The organism is Pseudomonas sp. 478, from assembly GCF_003254125.1.
Lineage (GTDB): Bacteria > Pseudomonadota > Gammaproteobacteria > Pseudomonadales > Pseudomonadaceae > Aquipseudomonas.
The window spans coordinates 325,801-338,379 of record NZ_QKZG01000001.1 but is presented as its reverse complement, the minus strand read 5'-3'; the positions used below and the strand labels follow the sequence as shown (position 1 = coordinate 338,379).

Sequence of the window (12,579 nt, the reverse complement as noted above, 5' to 3'; positions counted from 1 at the left end):
GCAATGCCAATTCGTGTCGACCTGCTCGCGTTAGAGCCCAATGTGCCTGGCCAGGCCCGCCTCACTGTGAAGAAATGGCAGGGTGGCGAGGAACAGCTGGAGTTCTCCATTCAGCGTAACCAGGACGGTTTTTACCTCCAGGACCACAAGGCCTGGAGCAACAATCCATTCTGGTTCAAGGTCTCGCGTTTCAACGTCACGGCCAGCGGCGAAGGCCTGGAAGCCCAGGTCGGCCCGGACGTGGTCGACCCGCTGCTGGAAGGCGGCGCCAACTCGCAGTTCCAGATCGAACTGCGCGAACAGAACCAAGCCCACACTGACAGAGGCGTGGTTCGGCCAGGCGTTGGCGTTTTGCCGTCCACGGCTGGCGGCCAGACGCGCTCGACGTACGGCGGCGCCGAACTGACGGCGCCGAGTGCGCCGGCACCGGCACCGGAAATCCCCGAGATCCCGGAGTTGCCTGAGCTGACCCTGTCCACCGCCGAGCCAGAACTGGAATTGGAGTCGGTGCTCACCGAGCGCGCCTACACGCCGCCTCCCGCACCGGTGAAGAAAAGCAACAAAGGCCTGATCGGCCTGTTGGTTGTCGTGTTGTTGCTGCTGGCCGCGGGCGCTGGATTCTGGTTCTACAAACGCACTCCGGCGACTGCCCCGGTGGCCACATCCGCTGCCGCCGCACCGGCCGGCGCCGACGCTCAAGCCTGCACCCTGGAGAGCATGAACAGCCTGCCCGAATTGACCTTCGTCCAGACCTGCATCAAGGCGGCGCCCGACAGTGCCAAGTTGCTGGAGATCATCAACCAGGCCAAGGCCGGCAAACACTGCGGTGTCGCCCAGCGCTTGTACGCCAACCGTGCCCAGGCCGGTGACGCGCTGATCGCCAATGCCTATGCCCGCGAATACGACCCTAAATACCTGAAGGCCAGCGAGTGCTTCCCGGTCGCGGACAACGCCACGGCGGCCTATTGGTACGAAACCATCCTCACCCAGGACCCGAACAACGCCGAAGCCAAGCAGCGTTTCGAGGAGTTGCAGAAGTGATGCGTTCGCCCGTGAGTCGATTCCTGTTGAGCGGTGCCGCATTGTTGGCGCTGTGTATCAGCCCGCTGTCCCAGGCCGATGACAAACCGCTGATCCAGGCCGGTAAAAAGACCTTGTTCCAACGCGTACTGACCACCCCAGGCTGCAAGATCAGCCCGACAGCGGGCGGTGCCGCCGGTGACGCACAACCGGTCTTCAGCCGCTTTTATGTGTACGAGCGCGCCCAAGCGAACAACGCCGAATGGCTGAAAGTCGGCCCCGACAGCTACGGCAAAACCATTGGCTGGCTGCCGGCCGGCTGCACCACCGACTGGAAGATGCAGCTGACACTGGCCTTCACCAACCCGGCCAACCGCGACCGGTTGCTGTTCTTCAAGGACCGCGCCACCGTCGAAGGCATCCTCGATGCGCCGGACCCGGTCAGCAAAGTCGCGCCGCTGCGGGCCACGCTGAAAAAGGGCCAACAAGCACCGGGCGTCCTGGCTGAAGAACCTGAATACTTCGTCGACCTGCAAAAGCAGTTCTACCTGCTGCCGGTGCTCAGTGGCGAAGAAGTCATGACCGAAGGCGGTTTCCGCACGCGCCTGCTCAACGTCGCGTCGGTCAGCAAGCCGGATGACAAGAACGCCAAGGGTGGTGCTGCCAACAGCGCTACCGGTGGCAAGGCCGCCGAAGACAAAAACGCCAACCAACTGAAGGAATTCAGTGCGGCGGTGGTGTTCGTCATCGACTCGACGATCTCGATGGATCCGTACATCGACCGCACCCGCGAGGCGATCCGCAAGGTTTATCAGCGGATCGAAGCGCAGAACCTCGGCAAGCAGGTCAAGTTCGGCATGGTCGCTTTCCGCTCCAACACCCAGGCGGTGCCGGGGCTCGAATACACCACCAAGATGTACGCCGACCCTACCAAAGTGAAAGACAGCGCCGACTTTTTCGCCAAGATCGCCGACCTCAAACAGGCCTCCGTGTCGAGCAGCAGCTTCGATGAAGACTCGTTTGCCGGCGTCATGGAGAGCATCGACAAGGTCGACTGGAGCCAGTTCGGCGCGCGCTACGTGGTGTTGATCACCGACGCGGGCGCCATCGAAGGTGACGACAAACTGTCCAAGACCGGTTTGAGCGCCGCGCAGGTGCGCATCGAAGCCGCCAATCCGGGCGTGGCGATTTACACCCTGCACTTGAAAACCCCGGCCGGGGCCAAGGACCACGCCAAGGCCGAGGCGCAGTACCAGAACCTGTCGACCTACCCGGGCACCAACACCTCGCTGTATTACCCGGTGAACGCTGGCGATATTCATGAGTTCGGGCGCAAGGTCGACGCACTGGCCGCCGCGATCACCTCTCAGGTGAAAGCCGCCTACATGGGCGAGGACGCCATCGGCAGTGCGGCGAATGCCAAGCAGGACCCGGCCGAGAAGAAAATGCTCGAAGACGCGGCGCTGATCGGCCACGCCATGCAACTCGCCTACCTCGGCGAGAAGACCAACAGCAAGGCCCCGCCGGTGTTCAAGGCGTGGATCAGCGACCGTGACCTGATCAAGCAGAACATCCCGACCACCGACGTGCGGGTGCTGCTGACCAAATCCCAGCTCAGCGACTTGAGCGACGTGATGAAGAAGATTCTCGACGCGGCCAACGAAGGCCTGATTTCACCGACGGAAATGTTCGATCGCCTGCGTTCGGTGGCGGCGACCATGGGCGCCGATCCCAATCAGCTCAAACAGAACAGCAACGCCAAACTGGCGGACATGGGTGTGCTCGGCGAGTACCTCGAAGACCTGCCCTATCAGAGCGAAGTGCTGAATCTGGATGAAGAGACCTGGAAGAGCTGGGACGGTCTGGCGCAAGAGAAATTCATCCGCACGCTGAACACCAAACTGCGGCATTACCAGCGTTACAACGCGGATGTCGACCGTTGGGTCGCTTTAGCCAAGGACAGTGATGCACGGGACAACGTGTATCCCGTGCCACTGGAAATGATGCCTTAACGAGACGCCGATGCTCGATATCAAGAACCTGCTGGTGCGCCGTGGTGAAGGCGCACAGGCTCATCATGTGCGACTGCCGCACTTGCAGGTCGGCGCCGGAGAAATCCTTGCCATCACCGGCGAGAGCGGCAGCGGCAAAAGCACCTTGCTCGAAGCCATCGGCCTGTTACTCGCGCCGGTGGAACTCGAGCGCTTTCGCCTGGGCGCGGCGCACGCTCAAGACATTGCCCAATTGCTCGCCACGGATGACCAGCCGGCGCTTGCAGCGGTGCGTTCACGGCACTTGGGGTTCATTTTGCAGAGCGGCGGCTTGCTGCCGTTCCTGAGCGTGCGGGACAACATCAGCCTGCCGCGCCGTTTGCTCGGGATGTCGGTGAAGAGCGAGCACATCGACCACGCCGTTGACGTGCTGCGCCTGCAAGGGTTGCTGGATAAACAACCGCAGGCCTTGTCGATCGGTGAGCGCCAGCGCGTTGCCTGTGTGCGCGCCATTGCCCATGAGCCGCTGCTGCTGTTGGCCGACGAGCCGACCGCTGCGCTCGACCCTCACAGCGCCCGGCGTTTGTTCGAGTTGCTGCTGAGCCTGGTGTCGAGCATGGGTTTGAGCGCGCTCGTTGTGTCCCATGACTGGGCCTTGCTGAAAGATTTCGGCTTGCCGCGGCTCGGCGCTATCAGCCGTCAGGGAGAAACACTGTTTGAACCGATGGACTGATCGCTTGCGCCTGCTGGGCTCCCTGGCGCTGCAAGACCTCTGGCACGACCGCAAGGTCTCGCTGTGCATCGCCGCGTCGCTGGTGGCGGTGATTGCGCCGTTGTTGCTGCTGTTCGGGCTCAAGCACGGGGTGGTCAGCCAGTTGCAGGACGAACTGCTGCGCGACCCGCGCAACCTTGAAGTGAAGATGCTCAGCAACGGCAACTACGACACAGCCTGGATCGAGCGTTTGCGCCTGCGCCCCGAAACCGGTTTTGCCCTCGGCCAGACGCGCTCGCTCAATACCCAGGCTGACCTGTGGATCGGCATGCAACGGTTTGTCGAAGGTGCGGAAATCATTGCCACGGAACCTGGCGATCCACAACTGGATCTGCCGTCGCTCAACCCGGTCGGCAATCAAGTGATCCTCAGCGCCCGCGCCGCGCAAAGTTTGCAGGCCAAGGCCGGCGACAGCGTGCAGCTGCGGGTGTTGCGTCGTCTGGAAGGTGTCAATGAACGCGGCGAGATGACGCTGACGGTGCTGGCGGTACTCGACGGTGCGCGCTTCGGTCGTGCGGCCGGGTTTGTCGCCCCGCCGCTGCTGCTGGATCTGGAGCGCTTTCGCGACGGGTATCAGGTCAGTGCGTTCGGCGTTGTCACCGGCAAGCCTCTGGGCGATCTGCAACCGCTGTACGCCCGCGCCCGCGTGTATGCGCGCGACATCGATCAAGTCGCGCCGCTGGAGCACTGGCTCAACGAACAACACATCGAAACCTCGAGCCGACTGGCCGACATCGACAACGTCAAAGCCATCAACCATGTGCTGGGGCTGATTTTCGGCGTAATCGCCGTGGCGGCGCTGATTGGCTGCGTGGCGTCGATGGTCGGCGCGTTCCTGGCCAACATCGACCGCAAACGCAAAAGCCTCGCGGTCCTGCGTTTGCTGGGTTTCAAGCGCCGGGCCGTCGGCGGTTTCGTGGTCCTGCAAGCGCTGGTGCTGAGCCTGGCCGGCTACGTTGGCGGGCTGGGGTTTTATGCCGTCGGCAGTCATCTGTTCGATTACCTGCTCGGCAGCAGCCAGGCCACCGGCACCTTCGTTTGCCACATCACTGTCTGGCATGGCCTCGCTGCCCTGCTCCTGACTTTTTTGGTCGCTGCATTGGTGGCCGTGATCGGCGCCCTGCGAGCCATCAACATCCAACCTGCGGAGAGTCTACGTGAGCTATAAACGTTTTGGCTTGCTGTTGCCCCTGAGCCTCGGCTATATGCTCGACGCCTCGGCGGCGGGCTGGGAAGAGAAATTTTATAACCCGATGCCGGACGCCGCCGACGTGGTGCTGCCGATGCCCTGCGAAGGCTCGATGGTCTTTCGCAAAGTGTTCATCCCCTTGGCCGGGCCGCTCGATGACTACCCGATCAACATTGGTCAGGACGGCGCGGAATATGGCTACGTCGAACAGACCCGACCGACGTTCATCGCCGGCAGTTTCACAGGCGCCAAGAACGACAAATCCCGCTACTACCTGATGGCCAAGTACGAGATGAGTCAGCTGCAATACGCCGCGCTGACCGACGCAACCTGCCCCACCGCCGCCACCAAAATGCGCGTGCCGCAAACCGCAGTGAGCTGGGTGCAAGCTATCGAAGCCGCCGACAAGTACAACCTGTGGTTGCGCAAAAACGCCGCCGACAAGTTGCCCAAGGAGGACGGCGCACAGGGCTTCCTGCGCCTGCCGACTGAAGTCGAGTGGGAGTTCGCCGCGCGTGGCGGGCTGGAAGTCGGCGCCGCGGAATTCCGTGATACGCACTACCCGATGCCGGAAGGCATCAACGCCTACGAGTGGTTCGCCGGGGCGCAATCGTCCAACGGTAAAGTGCAGTTGTCCGGCCTGCAAAAGCCCAATCCTCTGGGCCTGCACGACATGCTCGGCAACGTCGACGAAATGATGTTCGAGCCGTTTCGCCTGAACAAACTTGATCGCCAGCACGGTCAGGCCGGCGGCTATGTGATCCGTGGCGGCAACTACCTGACCGCTCAGGCTGACCTGCGCACGGCTTTGCGCAAGGAACAGCCGTACTACAACGCCGACGGTCAGGTGAAAAACAAAACCACCGGCCTGCGCCTGGTCATGGTCTCACCGACCCTCACCTCTCGCGAACGGGTCGCCAGCATTGAAAGCAGCTGGAAGAAACTCGGCACCGGCAGCAAGGAAACCGAATCCGCCGACAAAGGCACCGTTCAGTCTCTGAACAGCCTGGCCTCGGGCGTCGAAGACAAAGCGCTCAAGGAAAAACTCCAGGCCCTGGAAAACAAGTTGCGCGCCAGCAACCAGCAGCAGGAAGAAACCCGTGACCAGGCGATTCGCGCCAGCCTCAATCTGGGCGCATTCTTGTGCACCAAGATGCTAGACGACGGCCAGTACTTGGACTTCCTGCAAAAGAACTACAAGCTCAATTGCGAAAGCGCGGACAAAGACGCCAGTTGCGACATGCGCAAAGGCAAGCTCGACGAGCAGAAGGATCGCCTGCACAAGCTCAGCCGCTACTATGCCAGCAGCCTGGTGGAATCGGCGACCTTGTACGGCCAGCCATTGCTTGAAACGCAGGTCCCGGTGATGGAAGAAATCATCACCCGCAACAAACAGCTGCAAGACCTCAAACCTTACTTGCGCACCCACTGGGCCAATCAGAAGGCGTTCCTGCAAAAGCAGAAGATCGACACTGAAGCCTGGCTGAACAGCTGCAAAACCGTTACCCAATAACTCACCTTAATAACAACTCGTCAACACCGTCACCGAGGAGTTTCACCATGTCGCGCAGCCTTTGGACTCGCTTCAAGCTACAGATCGCTTTCGTTGTCGCCGGCAGCCTGTTGCTGACCGGTTGCGCCAACACCGGTAGCTCCATGCTCGGCGACAGCGACGGCACCGACCCGCGCCTGACCCAGGGGCAGGATGCAGAGTTCTTCAGCAAGTCCGGCTATCAGGCCTGCGCCATGGGCGCCGGTGTCGGCATCCTCGCTTGCGCGCTGTCCAACAGCAACAACAAAGCCGTGTGCGCCGTCGCCGCCGGTATTACCGCGTGTGGCGTGGCCATGGGCGCGAACTACTACCTGGATCAGCGTCGCACCGAATACGCCGACACCACCACCCGCTTGGCTAAAATGAACAGCGACGTCGAACAAGACACCCAGAACGTGATCGCCCGTACCGCGACCGCTCAGCAAGTGATCAATGATGATCAGGCGAAAATCGCCCGGATCAAAAAAGACATCGCCAACAAGAAAGTCGACAAGATCCAGGCCCAGGAGCAAATCGCCGAGATCGATTCGAACATCGCGCGCCTGCGTAAAGACCTCGGCAACATGCGCATCAAAGTCACCGAGTACACCAAAGTGGCAGACGCCGAGCGTGCACAAGGCGCCGCCGGCGCCGAGATCAAGCAGGTGGACATGAACATTAAGAAAATGAACCAGAAAGTCGCTGCCCTGCAGAAGGAAGTCGACGGTCTGTACAGCCAACGCTCCGCCATCACCCTGGGCTAAGCACATGACGTTACGACAACTGGCGGTCCTCACCGCCGTCCTGGCCTTGAGCGGTTGCGCGACCCAACCGGGCGAATGCGATGCGACCAATCGCGACAGCAGCATGCTGACCAAGATGAACTGCGACTACTCCGGTGGTTACAGCGATCAGGTCAAGCAGAAGGAACTGGCCCTGAGCGAGTCCCGTCAGCAAAACGCAATGTTCCGTAAGGTGTACGAGAACATTCAGGCCCAGCAACTGAGCACCAAAACCGACCTGGCCAGCCAGCAGAAAGCCCAGGCGGCGCTGAATCAGTCGCTGGGACAACTGCTGGCCTCGCTCAAGGCCCGGCATGGCAATGAAAGCCAGGTGAAAAAGCAGATCGCCGGTCTCGAGCAGCAGCTCAAGGCTTCGCAGGCAGCGCCAGCCACCAAAGCCACTCCAGCGACGCTGAAGGCCAAGCAGGAAGAGCTGAAGGCGTTGCAGAAGAAGGTCAATCAGCTGCAATTCAGCCTCGGCTACGAAGAGTAACTTTTCACCCCCCAGGCCTCTCGTTGGAGGCCTGCACTTTTTCAGGAATCGTCGTCATGCAGCGGGTCATCAGGGATGCGCAAGCCACACCGGAGGGGATGAGTGCGCTGCAAGCTAAAGTCGCCCTCATCCAGAAACACTTTCCGCCGACCGTCGCCAGCCTGTTTGCCATCCCGCGGATGGGCAGCGGCGACGTGCTGGAATGGTGGACCGAACTGGGTGGCCAACCTACGCCCTACGCCGACCTCAACGAGGACGCGCAACGACGTTTGCTGGAAACCTATGAAGTGCGTCAGACGTCCCTCGGGCAACTGGCGGACGAACTGCAAAGACGCGGTCAACCGACGGAAGCCGAAGACCTACGCAGCCTGCTCGGCACACCGGAGCTGGACAAACTTTACAGCCTCAACGGTGAGCCTTTGGTGGTGCGCTGGAACCAGCGCCCGCCCAAACCGATCGTACCGCCGGTCGTTCCGGTGGTGCCGGTTGTTCCGCCATCGCGCCGTGGCTGGTGGATCGCGGCGGCCTTGCTCGCGTTGTTGCTGCTGCTTCTGGCGCTGTGGCTCTGGTGGTTCTTGCACCGTGAGCCGGTTGTCGTGGTTCCACCGGTTGCGCCGGTAGCGCCCGTGGTGACGCCCGTCGAGAAACCGGTCGAGCCTGTTCCCGAGCCTGCCGTGGAACCGGAACCTGTTCCGGAACCAGAGCCCGTGCCCGAACCAGCACCCGTGCCGCCACCCAAGCCAGTCCCACCACCAAAACCGGTCGTGGCCGCGCCGCCACCGCCGCCACCTCCACCGCCGCCACCTCCAGCCCCGACGCTGGACAACTACGCTTGCCGTAAAAAAGCGCCTGATGCCGTGCCCCCGCAATTTGTGGTGGTACTCGACACCTCGGGTTCGATGGATTTGAACATCAAGTCGGTGAAATCCGATGAGGACTGGTTCTTCGGCAATGAGATGAACAAGTACCTGGACCCGAACCGCACCATGCAGATCTTCGCCAAGCCCAGCCGCATGGATGTCGCCAAGGACTCGCTGGCCGGCATGATCAATGGGCTTGACCCGAAGATCGACACGCGCCTGATCACCTTCGCCGGTTGCGAAAGAACGCCGGACCAGGGCGTGTTCAAGTTTGGCGACCGTCAGCGGTTGATCAACGGGATTCGCGGTCTGGTTCCCAACGATGGCACGCCACTGGCCGACAGCCTGGCCTACGCCGCCAGCAAGGTCGACGGGCGCAATAACGATGCAGTGATCGTGATGTTCGTCGACGGCGAGGACGGTTGCGATAAAGACGCTTGCGCGGTGTCCCGCCGAATCGCCAGGGAACAGCCGCGCCTGCGGGTCAACGTGGTGAAAATCGGTGCCGGTGGCCCGTCACGTTGCATCGCTGAAAACACCGGTGGCCGGGTTTACAACAGCACCAATGCGGCAGAACTGGGTAGCCAGCTGAAACAGGCGACCAAGGAAGTGTCCAGCAATGCCAAGTGTAACTAGCTAGGGGACAGATCCTGAATTGAGGTGACCCCATTCGCGAGCAAGCCCGCTCCCACAGGTTTTGTGTCGTTCACAAGAGAGCGGAACGACACATAACCCTGTGGGAGCGTGGCTTGCCCGCGAAGGCTATATCAGCGGCACCTCAACGAAACCGGTCAACCTCATGCCGCAAATCCGCCGCCAGCTTCTCCAGCTCTTTGGCGGTGATCGCCAGATTGGACACCACTTCCCGCTGTTCACTGTTCGCCAGGGCAATGCTTTGCAGGTTACTGCTGAGCAACGTCGCAGTACTGCTCTGTTCCTGAGTCGCCGTGGTAATTGCGGCAAACTGCTCACCGGCCGAACGGCTCTGCTCGTCGATCCGCGCCAGGGCTGAAGCCACGTTGGCGTTACGCGACAACCCTTCCTGCATCAACACATTGCCCTGTTCCATGGTGCTGATGGCATTGCCGGTTTCCTGCTGGATGCTGCTGATCATCCCGGAGATCTCGTCAGTGGCCTGACGGGTACGCGACGCCAGGTTACGCACCTCATCGGCCACCACCGCAAAACCACGCCCCTGCTCACCGGCACGCGCGGCTTCGATGGCGGCGTTGAGCGCTAGCAAGTTGGTCTGCTCGGCAATCGAGGTAATCACACCGACGATGCCGCCGATTTCCTGGGAGCGCTGACCCAAGGTGTTGATCACCGTCGCCGTGCTGTTCAGCGCGCCAGCGATTTGTTCCAGAGACGAGGACGCTTCGTCCATCGACGTACGACCGATCTGGGTTTGCTGCGCGTTTTCTTGAGCCAGACGCTGAGTGCTGCCCATGTTGTCGGCAATGTTCAGGGAGGTGGCGCTGAACTCTTCCACGGCGCCGGCCATGCTGGTGATTTCGCCCGACTGCTGCTCCATCCCTTCATAGGCGCCACCGGACAGACCGGACAAGGCCTGGGCGCGGCTGTTGACCTCTTGCGAGGCCTTGCGGATGTGCTCGACCATGGTCGACAGCGCCTGGCTCATCTGGTTGAACGCACGGGCCAGCTGACCGATCTCGTCGTTGCTCGATACGTTCAGCCGCACGCTCAAATCACCGGCGCCCAAAGCTTCGGCCTGACGCACCAGATCACCCAAAGGGGCGAGTTTGCTGCGCAGCAACCAGACCGCCGCCCCCACAGCGATCAACATCGCCAGCAGACTGCCAATCGCCAATTGAATGCCGACACTCCAGGTCACGGCACGGATTTCGGTTTTCGGCATGCTCGCCACGACCGACCATGGGCCGCCTTCAAACGGTACGGCAATGCTGTAGAAGTCTTCGGACGTGTCGCTCCAGAACTCGCCCTTGCCCGGCGTTTTCGCGAGATTGACGATGGCCGGGACCGCTTGATCCAGCGCTTGTACGCCCGCGATCGGCACCAGCCATTTGCTCTGCTCATCCAGCAGCGCCAGGGAACCGGTCTGGCCGATACGGAAGCGCTTGAGGTTGGCGAACTGCGCATTCTGAGCGTCGGTGTAGTCAAATCCTACGAACAGAACAGCAATCACCTTACCGCCGCTGTCACGTACGGGGGTGTACTGAGTCATGTAGGAGCGTTCGAACAGCAAGGCGCGACCGACGTAGGCCTGCCCTGCCATCAAGCGGGCATAGGCCGGGTTCGCGTGATCGAGCAGCGTGCCGATGGCCCGGGTGCCGTCCTGTTTGCTCAGGGACGTGCTGACCCGAATGAAGTCTTCGCCGCTGCGCACAAACACCGTCGCCACGCCGGCGGTCATTTGCTTGAACTCGTCCACTTCCTTGAAATTGTTGTTCAGCACTTCGCTGCCCAGGTGCAGGCCCGGCGTCTGCGCGCCCGCTACCGCCACCGGCTCATCCGGGTGCACGCTCAAACCGGCGCTGAAGCGCTTCTCGAACAGACCACTCAGGCGCTGGGTGCTTTCACGCAACGTGCCGTGAAAGGTACTCAACTGATCGGCCAGCAACCGGGCTTCACTGGCCAGGTGCTCTTCGCGGGTGGCAAGGTTGGCGGTATCCAGCGAACGCAGGGCGAACACGGTACTGCCGCTGATGACAATCGCCAGTATCACGGCAAGCGCAAGACCAAGCTGTGAGGCGATCCGGGCACGAGGTTGAGACATGACAGCTCCTGGCCGAGCGACCGGATCTTCCTTGATCTGGCTGCACACTCAGCAAAATTCTAATAATGGGAATTGCGTCGAACCTGCACGAAGGTTCCACCTGCATTTTCGGCGGAAAATCGGAATACTTGAGTAATTAACCGGGGTATGGCTCAAGGCCGCCATTGCGACGGCTCTATCGATTCAGCCCAAGTGTTGAACGTCGGGCAATTCCATTGCTCGGGCTTCGCCTTGCAGGAAGTCGCTGAGCCTGCGCAAACGTTCACCTCCGGGGCGGGTTTTCGGCCAGACCAGGTAATATTTCTCACCGCTGGCGACGGCCGTCGGCCACGGCAGACTCAGACGTCCCTGAGCCACATCTTCCGCCACCATCAGCAGATCGCCCATGGACACGCCATAACCTCGGGCGGCGGCGATCATGCCCAGTTCCAGCGTGTCGAACACCTGCCCGCCCTTGAGCGACACCTGATCCGCCAGCCCCATGCGTTCCAGCCAACTGCGCCAGTCACGACGGTCCGGTGTCGGGTGCAGCAGTTCGGCACTGGCCAGCCGTGCGACATCCCACGGTTGATCCTGCAGAAGATTCGGCGCGCCGACTGGAATCAGCTCTTCCGGGAACAGGAAACTCGTCTCCCAGTCCGGTGGGAAATTACCGTTGCTGAGGATGACGGCGCAGTCGAATGGTTCATGGTTGAAGTCCACCGAGTCGACGTCCATCCAGGCGCTGGTCAACTGAACCTCGTTGCCCGGTTGCAGGTGCCGAAAGCGGCTGAGCCGTGCCAGCAGCCAACGCATGGTCAGGGTCGACGGCGCTTTCATGCGCAGGATGTCATCTTCGGCGCGCAAGGTATTGCAGGCCCGCTCCAGGGCGGTGAAGCCTTCGCGAATGCCGGGCAGGATCAACCGCGCCGATTCGGTCAGTTGCAGATTGCGCCCACTGCGGTGAAACAGCCGACAGGCAAAATGCTCTTCGAGCGTACGAATGTGCCGACTGACCGCGCTTTGGGTGATCGACAGTTCTTCGGCCGCACGGGTAAACGAACTGTGCCGCGCCGCCGCTTCGAATGCGCGCAGGGCATACAAGGGAGGAAGACGACGGGACATTCGGAAAGCTCCTATAGCGGGATTCGGTCACCCTAGCAGAAACTTCCAGCATGAGTTTGAATCATGCCACCCATCCTTTTTA

At 61.3% G+C, this 12,579-nt stretch carries 10 protein-coding genes; 8 read left to right on the top strand and 2 right to left on the bottom strand.

Features of this window, described 5'->3' with window-relative positions:
- Window positions 1-3: 3 nt before the first annotated feature.
- The 8 genes from DFS28_RS01665 to DFS28_RS01630 are packed head-to-tail and all read left to right on the top strand — an operon-like array spanning window position 4 to window position 9,274.
- Window positions 4-1,041 (top strand): hypothetical protein, encoded by a 1,038-nt coding sequence (locus DFS28_RS01665; RefSeq protein WP_111448301.1) that lies wholly within the window; start codon window positions 4-6, stop codon window positions 1,039-1,041.
- Complete coding sequence (locus tag DFS28_RS01660; protein ID WP_165933982.1) at window positions 1,041-3,032, top strand: vWA domain-containing protein; 1,992 nt, start codon at window positions 1,041-1,043, stop codon at window positions 3,030-3,032. The genes DFS28_RS01665 and DFS28_RS01660 overlap by 1 nt, the downstream gene beginning before the upstream one ends.
- Before the next feature lie 10 nt (window positions 3,033-3,042).
- Window positions 3,043-3,744, top strand: a complete 702-nt coding sequence (locus tag DFS28_RS01655) for an ABC transporter ATP-binding protein (protein ID WP_111448300.1) — start codon at window positions 3,043-3,045, stop codon at window positions 3,742-3,744.
- Window positions 3,728-4,951: an ABC transporter permease gene (locus DFS28_RS01650; protein WP_111448299.1), complete on the top strand. Its 1,224-nt coding sequence runs from the start codon at window positions 3,728-3,730 to the stop codon at window positions 4,949-4,951. Before DFS28_RS01655 ends, DFS28_RS01650 begins: the two co-directional genes overlap by 17 nt.
- Window positions 4,941-6,485, top strand: coding sequence for an SUMF1/EgtB/PvdO family nonheme iron enzyme (locus DFS28_RS01645; protein ID WP_111448298.1), 1,545 nt, complete (start codon window positions 4,941-4,943; stop codon window positions 6,483-6,485). The genes DFS28_RS01650 and DFS28_RS01645 overlap by 11 nt, the downstream gene beginning before the upstream one ends.
- Window positions 6,486-6,532: 47 nt before the next feature.
- Window positions 6,533-7,267, top strand: a complete 735-nt coding sequence (locus DFS28_RS01640; protein WP_111448297.1) for a hypothetical protein — start codon at window positions 6,533-6,535, stop codon at window positions 7,265-7,267.
- A gap of 4 nt (window positions 7,268-7,271) precedes the next feature.
- Window positions 7,272-7,778 carry a hypothetical protein gene (locus DFS28_RS01635; RefSeq protein ID WP_111448296.1) on the top strand — a complete coding sequence of 169 codons (507 nt, stop codon included), beginning with the start codon at window positions 7,272-7,274 and terminating at the stop codon, window positions 7,776-7,778.
- Window positions 7,779-7,834: 56 nt separating this feature from the next.
- On the top strand, window positions 7,835-9,274 hold the full coding sequence (locus DFS28_RS01630) for a VWA domain-containing protein (protein WP_111448295.1): 1,440 nt from the start codon (window positions 7,835-7,837) through the stop codon (window positions 9,272-9,274).
- A 142-nt stretch (window positions 9,275-9,416) separates the two neighbouring features.
- On the opposite strand, the gene DFS28_RS01625 is transcribed toward DFS28_RS01630, so the two are convergent.
- Together DFS28_RS01625 and DFS28_RS01615 are read right to left on the bottom strand one after the other, a co-directional pair.
- Window positions 9,417-11,393, bottom strand: a complete 1,977-nt coding sequence (locus DFS28_RS01625; protein WP_111448294.1) for a methyl-accepting chemotaxis protein — start codon at window positions 11,391-11,393, stop codon at window positions 9,417-9,419.
- A 183-nt stretch (window positions 11,394-11,576) separates the two neighbouring features.
- Window positions 11,577-12,497, bottom strand: coding sequence for a LysR substrate-binding domain-containing protein (locus tag DFS28_RS01615; RefSeq protein ID WP_111448293.1), 921 nt, complete (start codon window positions 12,495-12,497; stop codon window positions 11,577-11,579).
- Between the last annotated feature and the right edge of the window lie 82 nt (window positions 12,498-12,579).

Coding starts and splice junctions, on each gene's coding strand:
- DFS28_RS01665 (WP_111448301.1), top strand. CDS start 4: ATGCCAATTCGTGTCGACCTGCTCGCGTTAGAGCCCAATGTGCCTGGC.
- DFS28_RS01660 (WP_165933982.1), top strand. CDS start 1,041: ATGCGTTCGCCCGTGAGTCGATTCCTGTTGAGCGGTGCCGCATTGTTG.
- DFS28_RS01655 (WP_111448300.1), top strand. CDS start 3,043: ATGCTCGATATCAAGAACCTGCTGGTGCGCCGTGGTGAAGGCGCACAG.
- DFS28_RS01640 (WP_111448297.1), top strand. CDS start 6,533: ATGTCGCGCAGCCTTTGGACTCGCTTCAAGCTACAGATCGCTTTCGTT.
- DFS28_RS01635 (WP_111448296.1), top strand. CDS start 7,272: ATGACGTTACGACAACTGGCGGTCCTCACCGCCGTCCTGGCCTTGAGC.
- DFS28_RS01630 (WP_111448295.1), top strand. CDS start 7,835: ATGCAGCGGGTCATCAGGGATGCGCAAGCCACACCGGAGGGGATGAGT.
- DFS28_RS01625 (WP_111448294.1), bottom strand. CDS start 11,393: ATGTCTCAACCTCGTGCCCGGATCGCCTCACAGCTTGGTCTTGCGCTT.
- DFS28_RS01615 (WP_111448293.1), bottom strand. CDS start 12,497: ATGTCCCGTCGTCTTCCTCCCTTGTATGCCCTGCGCGCATTCGAAGCG.